This window comes from Pelomonas dachongensis, from assembly GCF_043555865.1.
Lineage (GTDB): Bacteria > Pseudomonadota > Gammaproteobacteria > Burkholderiales > Burkholderiaceae_C > Pelomonas > Pelomonas dachongensis.
In genome coordinates this window covers 53,238-76,380 of the sequence record NZ_JBIGHY010000001.1, presented here as the reverse complement: position 1 = coordinate 76,380, position 23,143 = coordinate 53,238, and the positions used below count along the sequence as shown (strand labels likewise).

19 protein-coding genes are annotated in these 23,143 nt (G+C 70.3%); 9 read left to right on the top strand and 10 right to left on the bottom strand.

Annotation, left to right across the window (positions count from 1 at the left end):
- The first annotated feature begins 24 nt into the window (after nt 1-24).
- The 5 genes from ACG02S_RS00345 (at nt 25) to ACG02S_RS00325 (ending at nt 8,598) form a co-directional block, all read left to right on the top strand.
- Nucleotides 25-2,019: an alpha/beta hydrolase family protein gene (locus ACG02S_RS00345; RefSeq protein ID WP_394468447.1), complete on the top strand. Its 1,995-nt coding sequence runs from the start codon at nt 25-27 to the stop codon at nt 2,017-2,019.
- Between the two features lie 138 nt (nt 2,020-2,157).
- Nucleotides 2,158-2,391, top strand: a complete 234-nt coding sequence (locus tag ACG02S_RS00340) for a hypothetical protein (protein WP_394468446.1) — start codon at nt 2,158-2,160, stop codon at nt 2,389-2,391.
- A 199-nt stretch (nt 2,392-2,590) separates the two neighbouring features.
- Entirely contained in the window at nt 2,591-3,796 is a 1,206-nt protein-coding gene (locus ACG02S_RS00335; protein ID WP_394468445.1) for a hypothetical protein, read from the top strand.
- Nucleotides 3,797-3,890: 94 nt separating this feature from the next.
- Complete coding sequence (locus ACG02S_RS00330; protein WP_394468444.1) at nt 3,891-6,905, top strand: AAA family ATPase; 3,015 nt, start codon at nt 3,891-3,893, stop codon at nt 6,903-6,905.
- Nucleotides 6,906-7,209: 304 nt separating this feature from the next.
- Nucleotides 7,210-8,598 (top strand): pectate lyase family protein, encoded by a 1,389-nt coding sequence (locus ACG02S_RS00325; RefSeq protein ID WP_394468443.1) that lies wholly within the window; start codon nt 7,210-7,212, stop codon nt 8,596-8,598.
- Nucleotides 8,599-8,710: 112 nt separating this feature from the next.
- Here the strand turns inward: ACG02S_RS00325 and ACG02S_RS00320 are convergent, their stop codons facing one another.
- The 3 genes from ACG02S_RS00320 to ACG02S_RS00310 form a co-directional block, all read right to left on the bottom strand.
- Nucleotides 8,711-9,502 (bottom strand): putative signal transducing protein, encoded by a 792-nt coding sequence (locus ACG02S_RS00320; protein ID WP_394468442.1) that lies wholly within the window; start codon nt 9,500-9,502, stop codon nt 8,711-8,713.
- 68 nt (nt 9,503-9,570) lie between these two features.
- Entirely contained in the window at nt 9,571-9,945 is a 375-nt protein-coding gene (locus ACG02S_RS00315; protein WP_394468441.1) for a VOC family protein, read from the bottom strand.
- A gap of 5 nt (nt 9,946-9,950) precedes the next feature.
- The gene (locus ACG02S_RS00310) at nt 9,951-13,481 is read right to left on the bottom strand and encodes a Dyp-type peroxidase (protein WP_394468440.1); all 3,531 of its coding nucleotides are present in this window, start codon (nt 13,479-13,481) and stop codon (nt 9,951-9,953) included.
- Between the two features lie 198 nt (nt 13,482-13,679).
- Between ACG02S_RS00310 and ACG02S_RS00305 the strand changes: the two genes are divergently transcribed.
- Complete coding sequence (locus tag ACG02S_RS00305) at nt 13,680-13,937, top strand: hypothetical protein (protein WP_394468439.1); 258 nt, start codon at nt 13,680-13,682, stop codon at nt 13,935-13,937.
- Here ACG02S_RS00305 and ACG02S_RS00300 read toward each other — a convergent pair.
- Nucleotides 13,934-14,140 carry a DUF3565 domain-containing protein gene (locus ACG02S_RS00300; RefSeq protein ID WP_394468438.1) on the bottom strand — a complete coding sequence of 69 codons (207 nt, stop codon included), beginning with the start codon at nt 14,138-14,140 and terminating at the stop codon, nt 13,934-13,936. The two genes, ACG02S_RS00305 and ACG02S_RS00300, sit on opposite strands and share 4 nt — an antisense overlap.
- On the bottom strand, nt 14,140-16,026 hold the full coding sequence (recQ, locus tag ACG02S_RS00295; protein ID WP_394468437.1) for a DNA helicase RecQ: 1,887 nt from the start codon (nt 16,024-16,026) through the stop codon (nt 14,140-14,142). Before recQ ends, ACG02S_RS00300 begins: the two co-directional genes overlap by 1 nt.
- A gap of 24 nt (nt 16,027-16,050) precedes the next feature.
- Between recQ and ACG02S_RS00290 the strand changes: the two genes are divergently transcribed.
- Nucleotides 16,051-16,536: a cupin domain-containing protein gene (locus ACG02S_RS00290; RefSeq protein WP_394468436.1), complete on the top strand. Its 486-nt coding sequence runs from the start codon at nt 16,051-16,053 to the stop codon at nt 16,534-16,536.
- A gap of 31 nt (nt 16,537-16,567) precedes the next feature.
- Here ACG02S_RS00290 and ACG02S_RS00285 read toward each other — a convergent pair whose 3' ends face one another.
- On the bottom strand, nt 16,568-16,975 hold the full coding sequence (locus ACG02S_RS00285) for a hypothetical protein (RefSeq protein WP_394468435.1): 408 nt from the start codon (nt 16,973-16,975) through the stop codon (nt 16,568-16,570).
- A gap of 224 nt (nt 16,976-17,199) precedes the next feature.
- Nucleotides 17,200-17,994, bottom strand: coding sequence for an SEL1-like repeat protein (locus tag ACG02S_RS00280; RefSeq protein WP_394468434.1), 795 nt, complete (start codon nt 17,992-17,994; stop codon nt 17,200-17,202).
- A gap of 123 nt (nt 17,995-18,117) precedes the next feature.
- Here ACG02S_RS00280 and ACG02S_RS00275 point away from each other — a divergent pair, with 123 nt between their 5' ends.
- Nucleotides 18,118-18,897: a helix-turn-helix domain-containing protein gene (locus ACG02S_RS00275; RefSeq protein ID WP_394468433.1), complete on the top strand. Its 780-nt coding sequence runs from the start codon at nt 18,118-18,120 to the stop codon at nt 18,895-18,897.
- Nucleotides 18,898-19,072: 175 nt separating this feature from the next.
- Here ACG02S_RS00275 and ACG02S_RS00270 read toward each other — a convergent pair whose 3' ends face one another.
- Nucleotides 19,073-19,288: a SlyX family protein gene (locus ACG02S_RS00270; RefSeq protein ID WP_394468432.1), complete on the bottom strand. Its 216-nt coding sequence runs from the start codon at nt 19,286-19,288 to the stop codon at nt 19,073-19,075.
- A gap of 77 nt (nt 19,289-19,365) precedes the next feature.
- On the opposite strand from ACG02S_RS00270, the gene ACG02S_RS00265 reads away from it, so the two are divergent.
- Nucleotides 19,366-21,531, top strand: a complete 2,166-nt coding sequence (locus tag ACG02S_RS00265; RefSeq protein WP_394468431.1) for an MORN repeat-containing protein — start codon at nt 19,366-19,368, stop codon at nt 21,529-21,531.
- 54 nt (nt 21,532-21,585) lie between these two features.
- Here ACG02S_RS00265 and ACG02S_RS00260 read toward each other — a convergent pair whose 3' ends face one another.
- Together ACG02S_RS00260 and ACG02S_RS00255 are read right to left on the bottom strand one after the other, a co-directional pair.
- Complete coding sequence (locus ACG02S_RS00260) at nt 21,586-22,392, bottom strand: head GIN domain-containing protein (RefSeq protein WP_394468430.1); 807 nt, start codon at nt 22,390-22,392, stop codon at nt 21,586-21,588.
- Complete coding sequence (locus ACG02S_RS00255; RefSeq protein WP_394468429.1) at nt 22,389-23,141, bottom strand: LytR/AlgR family response regulator transcription factor; 753 nt, start codon at nt 23,139-23,141, stop codon at nt 22,389-22,391. Before ACG02S_RS00255 ends, ACG02S_RS00260 begins: the two co-directional genes overlap by 4 nt.
- Between the last annotated feature and the right edge of the window lie 2 nt (nt 23,142-23,143).

Below are 23,143 nucleotides of genomic sequence, written 5' to 3'. Positions count from 1 at the left end.
GATCCAAACCACAGTGAGGTCCTGATGAGGACAAGTTGGTCCGCGACGTTCGCTGCACTGGCCATCGTGCTCGCCGGCATGCTGGCGCCCTACACCGCCATCGCAGCGGAGCCGCCCTCCATCACTGCCTTCTTCAAGCGGCCGTCGTTGCGGGCGCCCAAGCTCAGCCCCAGCGGCCGCTACCTGGCGGTGCAGACCGCCGGCAAGGGCGATCGCATGCTGCTCTCGGTACTCGACCTGGAAGACCTGTCCAAGTTCAAGGTGGTGGCCGGCTTCAACGACGCCGACGTCTATCAGCACCACTGGGTCAACGAGGACCGGCTGGTCTTCAACATCTCCGACTCGCCCGACGGCACCACCCAGGTCATGGCGGAGGGGCTCTGGGCCGTGGATCGGGATGGCAGCAACTTCCGCCAGTTGATCAACGCACACAAGAGCTTCATCACCAACACCATCACCCTCATCGAGAGCCGTCGACTGGACATCAACTGGGTGCTGCACAACATCCCTGTCGATGGCAGCAACGACGTCATCGTGCGGCGCCGCCTCTGGTCGAACGAGACGGAATCGAAAGGTGTGCAGATCGCACGCCTGGACACGCGCACCGGCATCACGCGTAACCTGTCCCAGGGCGTGCCCGACTATGTCGGCAACTGGATGCTGGACTGGCGAGGCGAGCCCTACGCGGTCCAGACCTTCCGTGAAGGGCAGAGCCGCTTCTACAAGCGCGACGACCAGGGGCGCTGGCAGCCCTGGTTCGAAGATGACGCCTACAACCCCCAGCACGCCCAGCCCTTCTGGATAGGCCCGGACGGCACGGTGATCGGCACCCAGGGCTACAACGGCTACCAGGCGCTGTTCAAGCTAGATCCCAAGACAGGCGCTCACGAGCCGACACCGCTGGTGTCAAGCCCTGGCTATGACTACCAGGGCGCGCTGATCTTCGACACCGCCGCCCAGCGCTTGCTGGGCATGCGCCACGAAACCGACGCCCCTGGCACCACCTGGCTCGACCCGACGATGCGCGAGGTGCAGGCCGACATCGACGCCAAGTTGAAGGGGTCGGTCAATCTCATCCAGTGCAGCCGCTGCCTCGGTGCGCTGAACCTTGTCGTGACAGCCGTCTCCGATCAGCGGTCGGCCGAGTACTACCTCTACAAACCCGCCACCCGGCAGCTGCAGCGGCTGGCGCAAGCCCCCGCCGAGCTGCGCCCGGCCGCCATGGGGCAGCGGGACTATCACCGCTTGCGCGCCCGCGACGGGCTGCAGCTGCCCGTGCTCGTCACGCAGCCGGCCGGCGGCGTGAAGGGAAAGACGCCCACGGTGGTCCTCGTGCACGGCGGCCCTTACGTGCGTGGCACGGGCTGGCAGTGGGAGCCCATGGCCCAGTTTCTCGCCAGCCGCGGCTATCTCGTGCTGGAACCCGAGTTCCGCGGCAGCACCGGCTATGGCACGAAGCTGTTCCGCGCCGGCTGGAAGCAGTGGGGGCTGGCCATGCAGGACGACCTGGCCGACACGCTGGCCTGGGCCGTCAGGCAAGGCTGGGCGGACCCGGATCGGGCCTGCATCATGGGCGCGAGCTACGGCGGCTATGCCGCCATGATGGGCGCCGTCACCCAGGGAGACCTGTTCAAGTGCGCCATCAACTGGGTGGGCGTCACCGACATCGGCTTGATGAACAGCATCCACTGGAGCGACTTCTCCGAGGAGTGGAAGCAGTACGGCATGAAACGCCTCGTGGCCGACCCTGACGCGGACGCCGAGCAGTTGCGAAAGACGTCGCCCCTCTTGCGTGCGAAGGAGATCCGCATGCCCCTGCTGATGGCCTATGGCGCTCAGGACCGCCGCGTTCCGATCAAGCACGGCGAGGACATGAAGGCCGCGTTGCGCGCCGATCAGCCCGTCGAATGGGTGGTCTACCCCGACGAAGGCCACGGCTGGTTCGATCTGAAGACCAACGAGGACTTCTGGGGCCGCGTCGAGCGGTTCCTGGGCAAGCATCTCGCGCCGAAGAACTGACCGCTCATCCGCGCCGCATGCAGCTCGCGGCGCGGCTTCGGCACTTCATCGCCTCGCCATGGCGGCGTGCGGGCTTCATGCAGAAACTGCTTCCATCGACACAGCAATCCCGCTGTGCAGACACCGAAAGGAAGCACCATGAAAGCCACCGTCCTGATCCAAGCCGCCGCCGTTGCCGCGTTCGCATTCACGGCCTTTGCCGCCCACGCCGCACCGCAGGAAGTGAAGACGCTGCCCCGCGTCGTCATCACTGGCAAGGCCGTCAAGGAAGTTGCCCAGCTGCCGCGCGTGGTCGTCGTCGGCGTCAGCGACGCCACGCTGCTGCGCCAGCAGACGCTCGCCGCCACCAAGGGCGCGATCCGCCGCGCCTGAGGGCCGCCTGACGATGTCCGACATGCTCCACGCACGAGCCGAATCGCCGTCGCAGCAGGCCGTTAGCCGGATCTGCGCCGACGATTCGGCTTGTTACCCACACTTGCGGTTACATCTCTGAAAGACAATCGGGCTTCGTCTTTGGAGTCCGCTTGTGAAAGAAGAGCTGCGCAAACGCCGGTCCTGGCTGGATGGCTTCATGGCCTATCCCGCCCCGGCAGGCCTGAGCGAAACCCAGCTGCGCGACAACATCATCCTGCTGGACCAGGCCCTCTACGGGCTCTGGAACCTGGGCCACAACCTCATCTTCGCGTGGACGCCCGAGGCCAAGGGCCTGCGCGTGCTGGTGGGGCCGCACCCCATGCTGACCGAGTTCGCGCTCGGCGACGGCAACCTGCCGCAGGAGGAGCTGATCCGGCGCGCCCGGCTGCTCGACAAGCTGCTGTCCAACCAGGAGCACCTGGACGCGCGCGCGTTCGACGCCGTCGCCGCCGCGCTGGAATTGACGCCTCAGTTCATCGAGCTGCCGTTCTCGCCCGAGCGCAAGCTGGGCCTGCCGCTGATCGCCGCCATCGCGGCGCGCTACGGCGTGCGCCTGGTGGAAGACCGCGCGGTCATCCTCTTCGACGCCGTCGGCTTCTCGCTGCTCACGCCGCTGCAGCAAGTGGTGCAGCTCAACAGCCTGTCCTGCTCCGTCAACGCGGCCTATGCCAAGCTGCTGGACCGCGAGATCAACATCAACTTCGCGCGCACCACCACAGGGGACGGCTTCTACATCTGGAACCGCATGCGCGGCGTGGAGGCCAACATCGAGCTGTACCAGCTGATGCAGTTCATCCTGGCCGACAACGCGCTGGCGCAGGAGCGTGCCACGCGGCCCGAGTCGGTGCCGCGGCTGCGCGCGTGCTTCCACGTCGGCTCGCACTATGAGTTCTACCAGTCCGAAGGCCTGAACCCGACCTCGTTCAGCTACTTGGTAGGCCAGGTCACCATCGAGCTGGCGCGCATGATCGACCACGCGCTGCCGGGCCAGATCCTGGTGGGCAAGTTCAACACGCTGATGCACGACGAGGCCACCGGCGAGGACGTCCGCATCGACAGCCTGGACTTCGTCGAGCGCACGCGCGCCCCGCTGCGCAGTCTCAACGGCCTGAACCTGGCCGGCTCCGAGGTCGACGAGATCGCCTGCTACCTGACCGGCCGGCGCGACGACACGGGGCTGTGGGGCATCAGCGAATACCAGATGGCCGACAAGCACGGCTTCATCCACCGCATCTACAACGCCAAGATCAACATCCACCGCCGCAATGGCGAGCCCATCTACCTGGGCCTGCGCGAGGAAGACCTGCCACCGGACGTGCCGCGCACCGTGGCCGATACGGATTTCACGCCACTGCACGCCTGACGAGATCTGAGCGGCCGGCCTCCTAGGGTGGCGCATCCAGACCGCGTTTTCCGCGTTTCACCCCCCGGGCGCAAACGCTAGGATGACCGCCGCAGTGACCGAGTCCCCCGTCCCCCTCAAGGCCCCGGCCGGCAGCCCCGCCGCCGTTGGCCATCGCCGCCTGCTGACGCTGCTGTTCGTCGACCTCAGCAGCTCCACGGCCATGGCGGAATGGATGGAGGCGGAGCACTACGCCGCCATGCTGGCCGACCTGCGCGCGCTCTACGAGCGCGTCGTGCCGCATCACGGCGGCGTCATCGCGCGCATCCAGGGCGACGGCATGCTGGCCGTTTTCGGGCACCCCGAGGTGCGCGAGGACGACGGCCGCCGCGCCACCGAGGCGGCGCTGGAGCTGCATGCCGCCGTGCGCGAGCTGCGTCCGCACGGGCCGCTGCCCGCCGGCTTCCCCGGCCTGGCCGTGCACAGCGGCGTGCACGCCGGCATCGTGCTGGTCAACGAGGGCGACCAGATGCGGGGCCGGCTGGAGCTGCTGGGCAACCCGCCCAACATCGCCGCGCGGCTGTCCGAGGCCGCCAAGCGCGACGAGATCATCGCCAGCGAGGAAAGCCTGGGCCTGCAGAGCCAGTTCTTCGAGACCGGCCCGCGCTTCGTGCTGCAGCTGCGCGGGCGGGCCACGCCGCTGGCCGTCTACCGCGTGCACGGCCGCGCCGCGGTGGGCCGGCGCTTCGAGGCCAGCGTGCGCCGCGGGTTGGCGCCTTTTGTCGGCCGCGACGGCGAGCTGGCCGCGCTGTACGCCGCCCTCGACCGCGTGCTGGCCGGCCAGACGCACTGGCTGGGGCTGCGCGCCGGCGCTGGCGTGGGCAAAACCCGGCTCACTGAGGAGTTCCTGCGCCACGTGCAGGACCAGACGGACCAGGCCGTGCAGATCCACCGCGGCTACTGCGAGAGTTACCTCAGCGCCGAGCCGCTGCAGCCGTTCTTGCAGATGCTGCGCGCGCTGGCCGCGCTCGCCGACCGGCCGCAATGCGCGCCGCCCGAGCTGTTTGCCGCCCAGCAGGCCGCGCCGGCCCAGCGGGCCGATGCGCTGCTGGCGCTGCTGCTGGCGTTGGCGCGGCGCACGCCGCAGCTGGTCTGCATCGACGACCTGCAATGGGCCGACGACGCGTCGCTGCGCCTGCTGCACCGCCTGCGCGCCGCCGCCGCGCGCGAGCGCCTGCCGCTGCTGCTGCTCACCGCCAGCCGCCCGCAGCCGCAGCCCACGCTGGCCGGCAGCGCGCCGCCCGACGCCAACGACGCCCTCGCCGACCTCATCGAGCTGCCGCCGCTGACCGAGACGGAGGCGGCCTGCGCGGTGCAGCTGCTGCTGCCGCAGATCGACCCCTTCATCGCGTCCGAGGTGCAGCGCCACGCCGGCGGCAACCCGCTGTTCATCGAGGAGCTGTGCCACGCCGCGGCCGACGCGCGCGGCGGGCTCATCGAGGGCCAGAGCAGCGCCGCCTGGCTGGCTGCGCTGGTGGAGTCGCGCGTGGGCCGGCTGCCGCCCGAGCAGGCCAGCCTGGTGCGGCTGGCGGCCGTCATCGGCAACGTCATCCCGGTGTGGCTGCTGGAAGCGCTGACCGGCTGCGGCGAGCAACACCCGGCCGTGCAGGCGCTGGCCGCGCAGGACTTCATCTTCCCCGACCAGCGCCCCGGCCACCTGCGCTTCAAGCATGGCATCACGCGCGACGTCGTCTACGAGGCGACCGGCCTGCACGAGCGCCAGGCCCTGCACCGCCGCATCAGTGCCGAGCTGGACGCGCGCGGTGGCGCCGAAGGCCTGTTCCACGAGCAGCTGGCGTACCACGACGCTGCCGCCAACGACTGGCCGGCCGCCGCCCGCCATGCCGAGGCCGCCGGCGACCAGGCGCTGGCCGCCTCGGCGCTGGACCGCGCCAAGAAGCAGTTCCGCGCCGCGCTGGCCGCGCTGGAGTTCCTGCCCGACGACGCGCAGCGCCGCCGCCGCTGGGTCAGCATCGCGCAGCGCCTGGGCATGGCCTGCGTGTTCGATGCGTCGCAGGACGACCTGCGCGTGCTGCGCCACGCCGCGGGGCTGGCGCAGGCCGAGGGCGACGCCGGTCTCATCGCCCGCACCGAATACTGGCTGGCCTACGTGGGCTACGCGCTGGGCGAGACGCGCGACAGCCTGCGCCACGCCCGCGCTGCCGTCGAGACGGCGCAGGCCTGCGGCGACAACGCGCTGCTGGCCCAGCTGCCCGGCACTGTGGGCCAGTTGCTGGCCGCCGCCGCCAACTACGCCGAGGCCGTGCCCATGCTGGATCTGGCCATCGCGCGCCAGCGCCAGCGCGCCAGCAAGAGCGCGGTCAACCAGATCGGCCTGTCGTTCTCGCTGTGCTGCCGCGCCTACGTGCTGGGCGACCATGGCCGCTTCGACGAGGCCCACGAGATCTTCGCCGAGGCACTGACGCCGTTCGACGGCAGTGGCCACGCGGTGGAGGCCAGCATGCAGGGCTGGCGTGCCGCCGTGCTGCTGTGGCAGGGCCGCTGGGCGGAAGCGCGCGCGGCGGCGCTGGTGGCGCACCGCGTCGGCGCGCAGGTCCGCAGCATGTTCACCTGCGCGATGGGCCATGCCGCGGGCGCGTACGGCGCCTGGATGCAGGCGCACGACCCGGGCGCCCGACAGCAGCTGCTGGACGCCACGGCCTGGCTGGCGCCGCGCGGTGGCGGGCTGTACAGCAGCTTCAACCACGGCTGGCTGGCCGACATCCTGTCCACCCAGGGCGACGCCGGCGCGGCCCGCCATCACATCGCACTGGCGCTGCGCCGCGGTCGCCAGGACGACTGGATCGGCGGGGCCATGGCCTACCGCGCGGCCGCCCGACTGGCGGCCCGCATGGGCGACGCCGCGCGGGCGCGCCGCTACCTGTCGCTGGCACGTGGCGCCGGCGAACAACGCAACTCCGATCACGAGGCCGCTGTCACGGCGCTGCTGGAAGCCGAACTGAAGCTGGATGCCGGCTGGCCCGCTGCGCTGGATATTGCCCAGGCAGCGTTCGAGCGCATGGACATGCAAGGTTTCCTTGAGCGGGCGGCACGGGCGCGCGCGGGCTGACTCAACACCGCGTGTTGGCAACGGAAGTTACGCCTCGAACGTCACTGCGGGCAGGTACGTGAAACCACGTATCCATAAAAACAGAACGCTGTTCCATCATTGCGCCGCGATGCGTGGCCGTGATGCCACGCCGACCTGACGTCGCTGCGCCGGATGGCGCGGATCGACCGGCAGCGACCTGACGTCGACTCCGGTTCCTCCCACCACAACGCTCTCCCGTCAGCGTGCGCCAGGCACGCCGACGGCGGCAGGCTGCGCGGGCCTGGATGGATGCCGCGTCGCCACAACGACAGGAGACAACCCCATGAAGAAGATCACACCCCCGCCCCTGCCCGTCATCCGCACCGCCGGTGCCGCCATGTCGCTGCTGCTGGCCGCCTCGGGCGCCCAGGCCGTGGACTGGCCCTCGGGCTACTCGAAGTGCGCCGACCAGGGCGGCACCTGCAAGGTCGGCACCAGCACCCGCGCCGTGTCCTACGGCATCAAGGACAAATGGGTCATCAAGAATCTGACCGGCAACGTCGCCTGCACGACGGCGACGTTCGGCTCTGACCCCAACCCAGGCATCAACAAGAAGTGCGCCATCGGTCCGGTGGCCGGCCCCGCCCCGACGCCTGCCCCCACCCCTGCGCCTACGCCGGCCCCCACCCCCGCTCCGACGCCCGCACCCGCGCCCGCCGGCCACAGCGGCGGCTATGCCGGCACCGTGACCGGCGGCGGCAGCGCCACGGTGCAGACCGTGTCCACGGCGGCTGCCATGCAGGCCGCCATCAACGCCTACAGCGGCACCGGCGGCCTGGTGATCCGCTACAACGGCAGCTTCGATTTCGGCGCCATCACCGACTCATGCACGCAGTGGCAGAAGCCGGCCGGCACCGTCGTCGAGATCAAGAACAAGAGCAACGTCACCATCGAGGGCACCAACGGGTCGGGCGCCAACTTCGGTCTGGCCGTCAAGGGCGGTGCAGAGAACATCATCATCCGCAACATGACCATCGGCCTGCTGCCCGGCTCCATCGACGCCATCGGCATCGAGGGCCAGGGCGGCAAGTACCCGGGCTACGTGTGGATCGACCACAACACGCTGTTCAGCAGCCTGAAGGAATGCAGCGGCGCCGGTGACCTGGAGTTCGACGGCCTCATCGACAGCAAGGCCGGCGCACACCACATCACCTACTCGTACAACTACATCCACGACCACCAGAAGGTCGGCCTGATCGGCTCCAGCGACAGCGACGCCAGCGACCGCTTCATCACCTTCCACCACAACTACTACAAGGACGTGAGCGCCCGCCTGCCGCTGCAGCGCGGCGGCTACACGCACCTCTACAACAACCTCTACAGCGGCGTGAAGACCTCGGGCGCCAACATCCGCATGGGCGGCTATTCGCTGATCGAGGGCAACTGGTTCGAGAACGCGCAGAACCCGGTGACCTCGCGCGACTCCTCGTCCATCGGCTACTGGCAGCTGCGCAACAACAACATCAACAGCCCGGCCGACTTCGCGACCTACGGCATCACCTGGGTCGCCAGCGGCTCGTCGCCGTCGCGGGATGCGACGGACTGGAGCACGACGGCCAACTTCCCACTGGGCATTCCGTACAGCTATTCGCTGCAACCCGCGTCGTGCGTGAAGCAGAAGCTGCCGGCGGCGGCGGGCGCGGGGACGAACTACGCGAAGGTCAGCTGCTGACGCACTGACCGGCCGGCGCCTGCATCACGCAGGCGCTGGCCATTTCTCTCATCGAGCCAGCGGTCGTGCCGGAGCTGGCAGCCCAACTGCCCTCATGAGCGGCGGCGAGACCTCACTTGGGCAGCGGTTCGCGGGCGGCCACCTCGGCCAGCTTCGTGTACTTGATCCTCGTGTCCAACACGCCGTCCTTGTCGGTGTCCACATCGGCGAACTGCAGGCGGCCCAGTGTGTAGCGCTCGATCCGAAGAGGCCGGCCCGTGGTGAGGTCGAGGAACTCGACGGTCTCGACCACGCCGTGGACATATCGCGTCAGCAAATCGAGGTAGCCGTCACCGTCGGTGTCGGTTTCGGCAACTTCGACGTTGCCGTGGCGAAAGCCCAGCTTGGATTCAAAGACGCCGTCGAAGTTGTCGTCCGCCTCGGCTGCATCAATCACCCCCCGGGCGTTGTAGTGCGCGACGTAGTCGACCTTGCGATCCAGGTTGCGGTCGACTTCCATCTTGAGCGCCGTGCCGCTGGGCGCGTAGGTCCAGGTTTCGTCCAGCACGCCGTCGCGGTTGTGGTCGATGCCATTGGTGGTAACGGGGCTCCGATACGCAGCGCAGGTGCCGCCCACGCCGACGGCCAAGCCCAGCAGCAGCATGCGCAGACCGGATGATCTGGAGACCGGCTTCGTACGCGGCGTGGCCTCAACCTCGGTGCGCTCCCAGCGCTCGATGATCGCGCGCGCCGCCGGGTAGTGCGCGTCCTCGACGAGCAGGCGGACCAAGCGGGCGGCGGGCACCTCGCCCATGGCCCCTTGGAGTGCCTCGCCCTGGATGTGGGCTTCGATGCCCTCCTGCTTCAACACATCCACAAGCATGTGGGCTTCAATGGCATTGGCCGCTTCGTAGAGAGTCTTCATAGCTTGACTGAATGGTTGGGCGGCCATCGAAACCGATGCCGCTCCAACGAATGTGCCTCACGCCCAAGTCAGCGCCCGTCGGGCTGTTCGACAAGCTGGAGTTCGTTGCCAGCTGGGTCGGCGAAGGTGGCCAAGGTGCCGCCCCAGGCCTGGCGCTCGGGTTCGCCGGAGAACACCACACCAAGGGCGAGAAGCTCCGCATACGCGGCGCGGATGTCCTGGACGTTGAACGACAGACCGGTGAACCGCCCGACAAGCAGGCGCTCCTCGTCGGGTGCGTCGTCGGCCACGGACTCGATGACGAGGTCCATCGCGCCGGCCCCAAAGACGCAGTAGCCTGCACGCTCCCCGTCCACCTTGAGCGGCAGGCCGAGCGAGTTCGCATAGAAGCACTTGGCCGAGACCAGGTCCTTGACGAAAACGCGGGCTGTGTTCAGCTGCAAGGCATTCACTCCACCCCCATCGCCACCACCGTCGGCGACCCGGTGAACCGCAGCACGCCCGCATCCAGCACCGCCGCAATCACACCCAGCATCACGCCCATGCCCATGCCGTAGCCCGAGCAGGCGTGCGGCGGCGGGCCTTTGGGGTCGGCGCGGTCGCCGCCGAAGGCGACGTGGTGGCGCAGCGGATCCTGCTGCGTGGCCGAGCCCAGGCCGACGACGATGACACGGCCGGCTTCGATGTCCACCTGGCCCAGGCGATGCGTCACGCGCGCCTTGCGCCAGACCTGGAAGGGCGTGGGCCGCTGGTTCAGCGTCGCGACCAGCGTGGGACGCAGGCAGGCAACGGCCTCGGCGTAGGGCGGCGGGGCGTTCTGCGTCTCGGGCGGGACCGCGTTCCACAGCGGCTGCAGCTCCCACAGCTTGCGCGTCTGCACCCAGCCGGCCAGCACGGTCAGCAGGTTGGCGTGCGTGGTGGGCGGGAAGCCCAGCATGATGCCGGCCAGCGTGCGCGCGGGCAGGTCGGGCGTGGCGCCGGGCACGGCCTGGGCAGCGGCAACGATCTTGGCGGCCAGCGGCGGCAGCTGCACGCCCGGCTGCGCCAACCAGGCTTGCGTGGCAGCCAGGAAGCGCTGGCCGGCGGCGCGGCCCTCGGCCTTGACGGCGTCGGTCGGGTAGGGGCCGAACACGTGGCGCGACACCTTGAACAGGTCGCGCGGGCAGCGCGGTGCGACCGCGCCCACACCCGGGCCGCCGGCATAGGCCTCGGCATGGAACTCCGTGCCCCAGATGTGCCGCCCGTCAGGCTGGCCGAACCACATCTGGCACAGCTTGGCCAGCACGCCTTCGCTGAGGCGCTCGAAGTCCAGCGGCGTGTCGGTAGGCAGGTCGGCCGGCTTCTGGCTGGGCGGGAAGGCGGCCAGCAATGCACGCGCCTCGGCCTTCAACTGCGCCAGCCCGGCCTTGGCGACCTGGTAGGCCGTGGCGTAGCACTGGGCCTCGCTGTAGGCCTCGATGGCGGCGTTGACGGCCGGCGCCTGCTCGGCGTGGCCGGTGTCATCGTCCAGGCCCAGGAAACCCACGCCGATGGAGTCGTGCATGCGCTCGCCGTAGCCGCTGTTGGAGTAGCGGTCGGGGGCGTTCCTCAGCACGTCGCAGACCCGCTCGGCCGCCCCCACCAGCACGCCATAGGCCGTGTCCACCACGCCGCCGGGCTGGGCGCGCACCCAGGCCCAGGCCTGGTCGCGGGTGTTGGTGTCCTCCAGCCACAGCTGCACGGCGGCCATGTCCTGCAGGTCGGGCACCTTGTCGGGCACCGGCACCGGCGCCGGCAGCGGCAGGGCCAGCTCCACCAGGCCCGGCAGGCCCTTCAGCGCGGCGATCGACGGCACGAAGAAGTAGGCGCCCCATTGCAACGTGACGAAGGGCTCCGGGCCCAGGTCCACCTCGTAGGGCTTGCCGGCATGTTCGAACGGGTACAGGCGCGGGCCGGCGCTGCCGTCCACCACACCCAAGAGCGGGTCGCTCTGCGCCGAGTAGCCGCCGCTGGCATTGCCGCCTGCCACCCAGCGCTGCACCACCTCGAACTGCTCGGCCAGGTGGGCGTTGTAGGCCATGAAGACCAGGCCGCGGTCCGCGTCGTCCGGGGCGTCCGGGTGCACCGGCGCGCCGTAGCTCATGCCCCGGCGCAGGATGCGCGGCATGCGGCTTCGGGCGAACGCGGTGCCAGCCAGGTCGCGCGGGTTGACGCGGCGGATGTGCGAATGGAAGGGGCAGGCCGAGCCCTGCTCGTCCTTGGCGAAGTTGAAGTCGTTGCCCGTCACCGCAGGCGACGCCAGCGAGCGGCCGTCCTGCCAGCGGCCCATCAGCTTGGCGAGCACGAGGTCGTGGTCCAGGCCGATCTTCTTGGCCTGCTCATAGGTGCGCTTGGCGAAGCGGCCGGTGTACTGGCGCAGCTTGCGCACGACCAGGAAGCTGCCGCGGTCCAGCAGCGCGTCGGGCTGCTCGGGCACGGCGTAGCCCTTGTCGCGCTCGGTCGGGAAGCCCTGCAGCACCTCGCCGGTCTTGACCCGGTCATCCCATGCCTGGCCGGTCGCCTCGCCTCCCAGCACGGGCTGGCTGATGCCGTCCTTGAAGCCGAAGTGCTCCTTGTCGGCACCATTGCTGCGCATGGGCTCGATGGCCATCAGCGCCAGGCCGGTGCCCACGGTCAGCGCCTGGGCCAGCTCCTTGAGCTTCTGGTCGTCGCCAGGCGTGAATGCCTCCCCTGGCTCGGCCGCCGGGAAGCGCAGCTGCACCAGCACATGGGCGTTCGCCGGGTCGAAGCGGTCGATGCCGTTGACGTGCCCGGCCAGCACCCAGTGCGCCGGGTGGTTGTGGCGCACGTCGCCCAGCAGGCCGGCACGCGCGGCCATGCCTTCCTTGAAGGCCTGCGGGAAGCGCTCCAGCCGCGCGGCCGGCACGCCCAGCGCCTTCAGGCCCGACAGCGTCAACGCCACCTGGCGCCAGACGCCGAGCTGCGCTGCATCCTCGTTGTCGCGCTGCACGGGTGCCGTGCTGAGCCAGGCAACGGCCTGGGCGGCCTGCGCCACGCGCAGCATGACGAGGCCGCCGCGGTTGCCGGGTGGCTTGGTCAGGATGCAGCACTGCAGGTCGCCGGGCTTCAGTGACAGCTCGCGGGCCTTGACCGACGGTTCAGGCAGCGCCTGCTCGAACCAGGCCAGCATCTCGTAGTGGCGCTGGCGAAGCTGACCGCCGGGCGTCTTGCCGCCGTCCACCGGGAACAGCCTGGCCGTGTCCAGCTCGCGCAACTCGAACAGGATGTCGTGCGTGGCGCGCAGCAGGCAGGCGCGGTCTGGCGCCTGGGCCCCGAAGAAGCGCTGCAGCGTGAACAAGCCCGCCAACGGCACCAGGCCACGCGCGGCCATCGCGAAGCGCTCCTGCGGGTCTTGGGGCAGCGGCTGCGTCTCGCCCGAGGCTGGCGCGCGCACGCGGTTGAAGCCCAGCTCGTTGGCACGGCCGCGCTGGGCGGCCTCCAGCTTGGCGAGGTATTCGGCATCGCTGACCGTGCGGCCGGACTCGATGAACAGGAAATCGGCCGACACCTCGTGTTCGCGCACCCAGCGCGCATAGGTCTCGAAGCTGCAGTCACGCGACAGCGTGTAGCCCTCCGTGTGGCACAGCATCAGGTCCAGCGTGGAGCCAAGCTGGTCCCAGATGACCCGCATGTAGGGTTCCCAGCCGCCGTCGAAGTTGACGCTCAGCAGCAGCCGGTCGGGCGCGCCGTCCTTGCCTTCCACGATGCTCCAGCGAAAGGAGTGGACGATGCGCCAGCGGGCGACGATGTCGGTGTACGGCGAGGCCGGCGCACTCGATTCGCGCGAGCCCAGGCGCAGGCCGTTCAGCGTCTTGAGCACCTTGCGCAGGCGGTCGACATAGGTGACGACCTCCAGCGCGTCGACGAAGCCGCGCTTGATGTCGGCCAGCAGGTTGAGGTCGGTGATGCCGCCCAGTTGGACATCGTTGCCACGTGCCATTTGCTTCTCCCTGTGAAATGCGCGCGGAAGTATGGCGGCGCATCGCGACACAACGCATCGGCAGCACCCACAAGATTCACGACGACGTTCGTCCCCGCCAGCCGCAGCTCGTCGCCGCAAACCGGCGCCCTATCGCAAACCCCAGGACGGGCAAACCCGTGGCGGGCACATTCACGCTCACCAAACCGGGAGAGCCACATGAACCGCATCAGCACCACCACCCACCGCATGGCCCGCATTCAGGCCGTCAGCGCCTTCGCCCTCGTCGCCATGACCGCGCTGACCGTCGCGGCCTGGATGAGCATCGCGACGCCGGCCGCCGGCCCGGCCGTGGTGACGCTGGAGCGCGTGGTCATCGAAGGCACGCGCACCGCCGAGGTGAAGCAGCTGCCGCGCGTGGTGATCGAAGGCCGCCGCGACGCGGGCGCCGACGGCGTTCAGCTGGCCAGCCGCTAAACCCTGTCCCGCGGCGCGCCCTGATCGCACTTGCGACAGGCGAGCCGCTGGCCGATGACGCCGGCCCGGCCCTCGGGCGTCTGCGTCCACGGCCGGTTCTGCCAGGGCGGATCGTGGCGCGTGTGCTGGTTGTGGCCACAGGCCAGCTCCGCGACCCAATGGCCCTCGTCGTCGACATGAAAGCCAACGATCGGTTGGTCCATCAGCGCCCCAGAACCCTGAGGATCTCGCGGCCGTAAGCCTCCAGCTTCTTGGCCCCCACGCCACTGATCTCGCCCAGTTCCGCCAGGTCGGCCGGCAGCTGCCGCGCCATCTCGGCCAGCGTGGTGTTCTGGAAGATCACGTAGGCCGGCAGGCCGTGCTCCTTGGCCACCTCCGAGCGCCAGGCCTTCAGCGCCTCGAAACGCTCGACGGCCTCGACGTCCAGGCCCAGTGCCGGATCCGCCTTGGGCTTGGCCGTGCGACCCGCCCTGGCCTTGCCGCGCGGCTTCTTCTCGTCGGCCTCGCGCAGCCGAACCTCCACCTCGCCCTTGAGCACCGCGCGCGCGCTGTCCTGCAGCGCCAGCGTGTGGAAGTCGCCCTCGGCGGCCACATGGCCCAGCGCGATCAGCTGGCGCAGCACCGCGCGCCATTGCTGTTCGGACAGGTCGGCGCCGCAGCCCCACGTCGACAGGCTGTCGTGGCCGTACTGCTTCGTCTTGTCCGTCGCCTTGCCGCGCAGCACGTCGATCAGATGGCCCGCGCCGAAGCGTTCGCCGCGCTGGTGGAAGCGGTAGATGCAGGAGAGCAGCTTGCGCGCCGCCTCGGTGGCGTCCCAGGTCGCCGGCGGGTTCAGGCAGTTGTCGCAATTGCCGCAGGCCGTCGACATCTCGCCGAAATAGTTCAGCAGCCGCACACGCCGGCAGTCGGTGGCCTCCGCCAGCGCCAGCAGCGCGTCCAGCTTGCCGCGCTGGCCCTGCTTGAACACCTCGTCCGCCGGGCTCTCGTCGATCATGCGGCGCTGGTTGACGACGTCGGCCAGGCCGTAGGTCATCCACGCCTCGGCCGGCGCGCCATCGCGGCCGGCGCGGCCGGTTTCCTGGTAGTAGGCCTCGATGTTCTTGGGCAGGTCCAGGTGGGCGACGAAGCGCACGTCCGGCTTGTCGATGCCCATGCCGAACGCGATGGTGGCGACCATGACGATGCCGTCCTCGCGCAGGAAGCGGTCCTGGTGGCGGCGGCGCACGTCGGCGTCCAGGCCCGCGTGGTACGGCAGCGCGTTGATGCCCTCGCTCTTCAGCCACTCGGCGGTCTCTTCCACCTTCTTGCGGCTCTGGCAGTAGACAACCCCGGCCTCGCCCTCGTGCTCGTCGCTGATGAAGCGCAGCAGCTGCTCGCGCGGCGAGCCGTTCTTCTCGACGATGAGGTAGCGGATGTTGGGCCGGTCGAAGCTGCTGATGAAGACGCGCGCGTCCTGCAACTGCAGCCGCTCGATGATGTCGCGGCGCGTCAGATCGTCGGCCGTGGCGGTCAGCGCGATGCGCGGCACCTCGGGGAAGCGCTCGTGCAGCAGGCTCAGCTGCAGGTACTCCGAGCGGAAGTCGTGCCCCCACTGGCTGACACAGTGCGCCTCGTCGATGGCGAACATGCTCAGCAGGCCACGCTCGCGCAGGCTCTCCAGCTGCGCCAGGAAGCGTGGCGTCGTCAACCGCTCGGGTGCGGCGTACAGCAGCGTCAGGCGCCCGCTCATCATCTCGCGCTCGATGCGGCTGGCCTCCTCACCAGTCAGGCTGCTGTTCAGGAAAGCGGCGTGCACGCCGGCCTCCTCCAGCGCGCCGACCTGGTCGTGCATCAGCGCGATCAAGGGGCTGACGACGATGGCCACGCCCTGGCCGCGCGCGTGGCGCACGATGGCCGGCACCTGGTAGCACAGGCTCTTTCCGCCGCCAGTGGGCATCAGCACCAGCGCGTCGCCACTGGCCGCCACATGCTGCACGATCTCGCCCTGCTGACCGCGAAAGGCGGTGTAGCCGAAGACTGCTGACAGGACCTGGTGAGCTGCGGATGGCAGGTCGTCGGTGGGGCTGGGAAGATGCACAGGCGGGTTCACGCCGCGATTGTCCCAGGAGCGTCCATGCCCACCCCCGAGGAGCTGCGCGAGCGGCTGATCCGCAATTTCCACGACCAGCCGCGCGAGCGCTTCCAGCGCGCGCCGCTGTACGACAGCGAGGCGACCAGCCTCACGAAAGGCACCGCCGCCCGCCAGCTGGGTGCGAGCGTGGACACGGTCGCGCCCGGCCACATGAGCTGTCCCTACCACCTGCACCACGCGGAGGAGGAGATGTTCGTCATCCTGCAGGGCGAGGGCACGCTGCGCGTGGCCGGCGAGCGGGTGCCCGTGCGTGCCGGCGACGTGATCACGATCCCGCCCGGGCCCGAGTACCCGCACCAGCTCATCAACACGTCCGACGCGCCGCTGCACTACCTGTCCATCAGCACCCAGGTGCGGCCCGAGGTCTGCGAATACCCCGACTCGGGCAAGGTGGGCATCTTCAGCGACGGTCTGCGTCTGCTGCAGCGCCGCGAGGCCGGGCTGGACTACTGGGAAGGCGAGCCCTGACGGCACAGGGAGGCAGGGCTCACTCGCGGGGCTACTGACGGTGGCCGCGCAGCGACGAGGCAGGGTCTTCCACGGCGGCAGTGCGCCGGATCAGGCGCACCTGGCGCGGCTGCCGGCCGGCGCGCAACTCGGCGGACACGTCGCGCAACACCACGACGCCATGCTGCCGCTGCCACGAGGCCCACAGCCGCGCCGCAGACTCGTCATGGCCCGGTGCGCCGGACAGCGTGTACAGGCTGCCGGTCTTTGAGCGCGCCCCACCGCCGTCGGCCGTCACCTGCGCCAGCGCGGACGAAACCTTCACGCTGTGCTCGCCGCTCACACTGCCCACGAGGTGCCAGGACGGCGCGTCGTAGTGAGGCACCTGGACCTCCCAGGCACGCCAGTGCACCAGCACAAACCGGGGAGCGGCGTCCACTTCAAGCGGCAAAACGATCATGACGGCAAGGAAGGCGAGACCGGATGCAGGGCGGCAGCTCTGCGCGGCAGCCGCGCGAAGTGCTACAGCGAACGCGGTCTCTGGAAATGGGAGTGCGTAGTCTTGCTCCCACCGCGCCCGCGACGCCTAGGACCGCGAGCCAAGCTGCATGTAGGACGGCACGCCGCCAGTGCCGGTTCAGATCAAAGCCGGCGCCGCGGCCCGTGTTGGCGGCTGACCCTGCCTCAGCGCCGCGGCGGGGCCGGCGGGGCCGCGGCCAGCAGCGGTTCAACGGCCCGCATACCGGCGCGGGCCTGCTGGGTCAGCGCCGTCGGGCCCGTCACCCAGCCGGCCTGCAGCGCTTCAGCTTGCTGTCGGCCTGCCGCGTCCAGGCCCGACTTCAGCGCGGCGATGCGCGCCGTCAGCGCCGCAGTCGTCTGGCGGCTGCCGGCTTGAACCACCAGGGTCAGGCCCAGCGCCCGGACGGGGTCATTGCCGTCCTTCGCAGCCTGGTCCGCCAGCAGCGCGGTCGATGGCAGGTCACCCTGGCGCGAGGCCAGCGCCAGCCAGCGCTCGGCGCCGGCGCGGTCGCCGTGTTTGAGCTGCATCAGGCCCACATCGCGCTGCGCCAGGTCGTAGCCGGCTTCCGCGGCGCGCTGCTTGAAGGCCAGCGCCTGGGCCTCGTCCGGCGGCACCACGCCGCCCCACTGGCCCGCGAGATAGCAGCCCACCTTGTAAGCGGCCAGCACGTCGCCCGCTGCAGCGGCCTCGTTGAACAAGGCATAGGCGCGCGGCAGATCGCGCGCGGTGCCGATGCCGTTGTTCAACAGCATGCCCAGGTGGTACTTCAACGCCGGGTTCTCAGCCCGGCCGGCGGCCGCCTCGACACGGGCGAACAGCGCAACAGCATCGCCGGCGGCCTGCGCCCGTGCGGGCTCGCTGGCGGCCGCCGCAAAGCCGGCGATGCACAGGGCCAGAAGCGGTGCGCGCAGCAGGGGGCGCGAGGCGACGTGGCGACGGGCGGGGAGCGAGGAGCGCATGGCGGTGGAGGGCGTCAGTGGCAATGGGGGCGGATGCTGGCGCCTGGGCCGCCGCGCCGCCAGCACAGCCCCACAGGTGACGACCGGCAAACCCACGGGTATTGCCCCGTGATACTGAACACCATGAAAGCCACCCAGGCCCTGACCGCCGCGCTGAAGGCCGAGCTGCGCCGCGCCGGCATCACCTATGCGCAGCTGGCCGTTCACCTGGACCTGGCCGAGAGCAGCGTGAAGCGCATCTTCTCGCGTGGCGAGCTGACGCTGGCCCGCATCGATCAGGTGCTGGCCGTGCTGCAGCTGGACTTTGTCGACCTCGCCCGCGAGGTGGCCCAGGCCGCGCCGGCCCGCCAGGCGTTGAGCGCCGAGCAGGAAGCCGCCGTGGTGGCCGACCCCCACCTGCTGCTGGTGGCCATCTGCGCGCAAGCCCGCTGGACGGCGGCGCAGATCCTGCAGACCTACGCCATCACCACGGCACAGCTGGTGGCGGCCCTGACGGCGCTGGACCGCCTGGGCTTCATCGAGCTGCGCGCCCACAACCGCTACCGGCTCAAGGTGGACCAGACCTTCCGCTGGCGCGCTGACGGGCCGGTCATGGATTTCTTCCGACAGCACGCGGTACCCGACTACTTCGCGGGCGGCTTCGACGGCGCCGGCGAGCATCTGGCGCTGGTGCATGGCCAGATCGCGCATGCCCGGGCCGCCGATTTCCACGACCGCCTGCAGCGCCTGGCGCAAGACTTTGCGCACCAGCACGTGGCGGACCAGGCCCGACCGGCCGGCGACAAGACAGCCTACACGCTGGTGCTGGGCATGCGCTCCTGGCTGTTCGAGCCCTTCCGCGCCCTGCTGCGCACGCCCGGTGCCGCGCCGGGCATCGCGCCACGCGACAACGCTGGGCGCTGAAGCGCCTGATCCGTGGGGGTCAGGGCGACTGGCTTCGCTCGGGCGGTCTGTCCCGCAAGGCTGAATCAGTTGGGGACAGAGCTACTCGCTTCGCTCGGGCGGTCTGTCCCGCAAGGCTGGATCAGTTGGGGACAGAGCTACTCGCTTCGCTCGGGCGGTCTGTCCCGCAAGGTCATCAGTAGTGCGGTGGCAGCTCGTCACGCAGGTTGACCTGTGCGCCCGGCTCGGCGGTGGCGCGGTTGCGCAGTTCCACCAGCTCGCGCACCAGGCGGTCGATCTGGGCCTGCTGGCGGACGATGACCGCGTTCAGCTGCTCCAGCGTGTCCTCGGTGAAGCTGGCCTTGATCTCCAGCTCGGTCAGGCGCTTGTCGGTGTCGGGCGTGTGATCCATGCCCGTATTGGACCCGCTTTGGCGCAGCCGCGGCCCGGCGCTCGGAGACACTGCCGCTTTCCTTCGAGGGAGTCTTCATGATCCGACCGGTCCTGGCCTGCTTGGCATTGGCCGCCTCCTGCTTCTGCGCCGCCGCCGAGGTCCAGACCGACGCGCAGGGCAACCGCTTCGAGGGCAGCTTCGTCAACGGCCGGCTGGCCGGCAGGGGCACCGCCGCCATGGCCGACGGCAGCCGCTACGAAGGCGAGTTCGCCGACGGCCGGTTCCACGGCCGTGGCGTGCAGACCTGGCTGAACGGCAGCCGCTACGAGGGCGACTACGTGGACGGCCGGCGTTCGGGCATGGGCGTCTACGTCTACCCGGACGGCACCCGCTACGAGGGTCAGTTCGCCAACGGCCGGCTGGCGGGCAAGGGCGTCATGACCTGGCGCGACGGCGACCGCTACGAAGGCGAGTTCTTCGACGGCGCGCGCACCGGCGTGGGCGTCATGCGGCTGGCCGGCGGCGACCGCTACGAGGGCGAGTTCGCCGACGGCGTGTTCTCCGGCGAGGGCGTGCTGGTCAAGGCCAATGGCCAGAAACTGGACGGCCGCTGGGCGCAGGGCGAGTTCATCGGCCACCGCAGCGTGCTGCGCCGCGGGCTGGAAGGCGCCGGGCTGCACAACGTCAGCTACGCCGTGCCGCCCGCGCAGAAGACAGCGGGCCCCCGGGTGCTGGTGGCTGCGAGCTTCGAGGAGCGGCCGGTGCACCTGTTGCGCGAGGGCGCACGCGGCAGCGGCGGCTGGACGGTGTTCGTTGGCGCCGCCACCGACCGCGTGCGGCTGACCGTGGACGACCGCCGCGGCCTGACCGGCGCGCTGGCCATGGACAAGGGCCAGCGCCTGACCGTGCGCCAGGTCCACCAGCCTGGCCAGGAGCGCATCGAGTACCGGCTGTACGACGCCGAGCGCCGCTTCATCGCGGGGGCGGTCATGTACCGCCATGCCGGCGGCTGGACGCTGGGCCGGCTGCGCACCGAGGCCTTCTGGGGCTACGCCGAGCTGGCCGACCTGGAAGACGTGAGCGCGCAGATGGGCGTCGACACGACGGCGCGAGCGCGCACGCCGCAGACGATCACGGCGCTGCTGCAGGCCTGGTGGCAGCGCGTGGACCTGATCCCGGCGGCGCATGCGCAGACCGGGCTGCTGGACGGCTTCTTCAGCCAGTCGGCGCAGGACGCGCGCGAGCGCTGGGCCGCGCCGCTGCACGAGATGTTCAAGGCCTCGCTGGTGGGTGGCGCGGCCTTCACCGTCAAACTGGCCGGCCAGACGCTGGCCGCCGGAGAGACCGCTGCGCTGATCGGGGCGGCATCGCCGTTCCTGGTCGCCGTCGGCACCGGGGTGGCCATCGGCATCGCGGCGGACCACTTCTACCAGTGGGCCCAGGCGCGCAACCTGGAGGGCAGCAGCGCGGGCACGGCGATGCGCCAGCTGTTCGCGCGCCTGACCGCCGACACGCGCTACAGCCAGCTGCCCGACCCGCATCCGCCTGCGGGCCAGTCCGCCGGCGGCACGCCCCCGGTGCCGGCCCGCGCGCAGGCCGCCGACAGCGCGGCATTCCGCCAGGCATTGGCGCGCGGCACGGCCTGCGCGAAGGCGCGCGACTTCGGCTGCGCGGAGGACGCGCTCGCCACGGCCCAGCAGCAGGCGCTGACCGCGCAGCAGCGGCGCGAACTGGTCGCCGGCTGGCAGCAGGTGGACGGCGAGAAGAACGCCGCCGAGATCGAGCGCAGCCGGCCGAAGCCGCCGGTGGTCGCCCAGACGACTGCAGTGCCCGCCCAGCCGCCCGCAGCGGTGGCCGTCGCGCCGCAGGCCGCCGGGGCGGCGCCCACGCCGAACACGGCGCCGGCACAGCCCACGCCGCCCGCCAAGGTGGCAAGCTGTCTCGACGAGCTGCAGGGCACGTGGTCGCACGACACCGGCGGCAGCTGGACCTTCGACGGCGCCCGCGCGACGCTGGTGCAGCGCTCCGTGAACCAGGGCGGCAGTGCGCGGCAGACCACGGTGCTGGCGATCTCGTCCTGCGACGGCGGCACGCTGCGCTACCGGATCGTTCGCGCAACGCTGCAGAGCGATGGCTACAACTACGACAAGACCGAGGCCAACGACCGGCCGCCGACCATCAACTGGGCCAAGGTCTACACACAGCCCTACAGCCTGTCGGGCAGCGGGCTGAAGCTGGGCAACTTCACCTACGGCCGCTGAGGTCCGCTGAGCTCCCCTGAGGTCCTTCGGGACTGACCCGCCGGCGCCGGCGCGTCAGCGCTTGTCGCCCTTGGCGGTGATGGTGCCCATCCCGGACACCGAGCGCAGCACGTGGGGGCTGCCGAAGTAGTCGACCGAGCCGATGCCGGAGATGCGGGCGGTCAGCTCCTCGGTGACCCAGACGACCACGTTGCCGATGCCGCTGACGCTGACGCGCGCCTTCTGGGCCTGCAGCTTGTCGGCCACGACCTTGCCCTTGCCGGAGATCTGCAACGCCAGCTCGTCCACGCGCCCGCCCAGCTGGCCGTCGCCGGCCCCGCTGATGCCGAAGGTGAGCTGGCGCGCTTCCAGCTGCTCTGCGCGCACGCTGGCGGACCCGCTGATCGTCAGCCGGAGCTGATCGGCGCGCAGCAGGCCGGGCACATGCACGTCGCTGGCGCCGGACACCGACAGCTGTTTGAGCTGGCGCACCTCGACCTGCACGAACGGCTTGTCGGCGTGCCAGAACTTCCAGCCGCCCGCGGGTCGGATGACGAGCATGCGGCCATGCAGCTCGACCGCAATGCCTTGCTGCACCTCCTCATCGCCGGCGACAAAGGCCTGATTGCGTTCGCCCTGCACCAGCAGCACGCGGGCCGCACCGGCCAGCTCCAGGCGGTCGAACTCGCCCGGCGCGTAAACCTTGCCCGGACCGGCCGGCAGCGCGGGCACGGCCGCCAAGGCAGGCTGCGCGGGTGCGGCGGGCGCTGCGGGTGCGGCATGCGGTGGCGTCGCGGCGGGCGCCGCCGGTGCCGCGGGCACCGTCTGCGCCTGGGCCAGGCCTGCGGCCGACAGCAGAAGGATCCAGCCAGGCGTTTTCAAAGCGACTGCTCCCGCAGCATCTTGGACACCTCCCGGTTGGCCGTGATGCGCGTGCCGTCGCGCAGCTGCACGATGAGCTGCGAGTTCTCATCCGGCGTCATGCTGTCGACGAAGTCCAGGTTGACGATGCAGCCGCGCTGCACGCGCAGGAAGCGCGCCGGGTCCAGCCGCGCCTCGAAGTCCGCGATGGGCAACCGCACGAGGAAGCTGCGGCCCCGGCTGGTGATGGCGGTGTACTTGTTGTCGGAGCGCAGGCACTCGATATCGCTGACCTGCAACGGGAAGATCTTGCCCTGATCGCGCACCAGCAGACGCGTCAGCGGCGCGTCGTGCGACGCACCCAGCGCCTGTGCCACATCGGCCGCGGTGCGCAGATGCGTCGGCGCGGCATCGCGCAGCGCGTGGGCCACCCCTTCGTCGAAGCGTGCCCGCGAGAACGGCTTGAGCAGGTAGTCCACCGCGTGCAGCTCGAAGGCGGTCAGCGCGTGCTGGTCGTAGGCGGTCGTGAAGATGATGCGCGGCTGGTGGGCGTCGTGCTGCAGCGCCTGCACCACCTGCAGGCCGGTCAGCCCCGGCATCTGGATATCAGTCAGCACCAGCGCCGGCTTCATCGCGCGGATCTTGTCCAGCGCGTCCTCGCCGTCCTCGCACACGGCGACGAGCTGCAGCCCCGGCGTGGCCTTCACCCAGTCGGCCAGCGCCTCGGCAGCCAGCGGTTCGTCTTCGGCGATCAGGACAGTCGTGGTCATGG

Bases quoted from the DNA above. Each gene is read 5' to 3' on its own strand.
- ACG02S_RS00345 (WP_394468447.1), top strand. From the start codon at position 25: ATGAGGACAAGTTGGTCCGCGACGTTCGCTGCACTGGCCATCGTGCTC.
- ACG02S_RS00340 (WP_394468446.1), top strand. From the start codon at position 2,158: ATGAAAGCCACCGTCCTGATCCAAGCCGCCGCCGTTGCCGCGTTCGCA.
- ACG02S_RS00335 (WP_394468445.1), top strand. From the start codon at position 2,591: ATGGCCTATCCCGCCCCGGCAGGCCTGAGCGAAACCCAGCTGCGCGAC.
- ACG02S_RS00325 (WP_394468443.1), top strand. From the start codon at position 7,210: ATGAAGAAGATCACACCCCCGCCCCTGCCCGTCATCCGCACCGCCGGT.
- ACG02S_RS00320 (WP_394468442.1), bottom strand. From the start codon at position 9,502: ATGAAGACTCTCTACGAAGCGGCCAATGCCATTGAAGCCCACATGCTT.
- ACG02S_RS00310 (WP_394468440.1), bottom strand. From the start codon at position 13,481: ATGGCACGTGGCAACGATGTCCAACTGGGCGGCATCACCGACCTCAAC.
- ACG02S_RS00305 (WP_394468439.1), top strand. From the start codon at position 13,680: ATGAACCGCATCAGCACCACCACCCACCGCATGGCCCGCATTCAGGCC.
- ACG02S_RS00300 (WP_394468438.1), bottom strand. From the start codon at position 14,140: ATGGACCAACCGATCGTTGGCTTTCATGTCGACGACGAGGGCCATTGG.
- ACG02S_RS00290 (WP_394468436.1), top strand. From the start codon at position 16,051: ATGCCCACCCCCGAGGAGCTGCGCGAGCGGCTGATCCGCAATTTCCAC.
- ACG02S_RS00285 (WP_394468435.1), bottom strand. From the start codon at position 16,975: ATGATCGTTTTGCCGCTTGAAGTGGACGCCGCTCCCCGGTTTGTGCTG.
- ACG02S_RS00280 (WP_394468434.1), bottom strand. From the start codon at position 17,994: ATGCGCTCCTCGCTCCCCGCCCGTCGCCACGTCGCCTCGCGCCCCCTG.
- ACG02S_RS00275 (WP_394468433.1), top strand. From the start codon at position 18,118: ATGAAAGCCACCCAGGCCCTGACCGCCGCGCTGAAGGCCGAGCTGCGC.
- ACG02S_RS00270 (WP_394468432.1), bottom strand. From the start codon at position 19,288: ATGGATCACACGCCCGACACCGACAAGCGCCTGACCGAGCTGGAGATC.
- ACG02S_RS00265 (WP_394468431.1), top strand. From the start codon at position 19,366: ATGATCCGACCGGTCCTGGCCTGCTTGGCATTGGCCGCCTCCTGCTTC.
- ACG02S_RS00255 (WP_394468429.1), bottom strand. From the start codon at position 23,141: ATGACCACGACTGTCCTGATCGCCGAAGACGAACCGCTGGCTGCCGAG.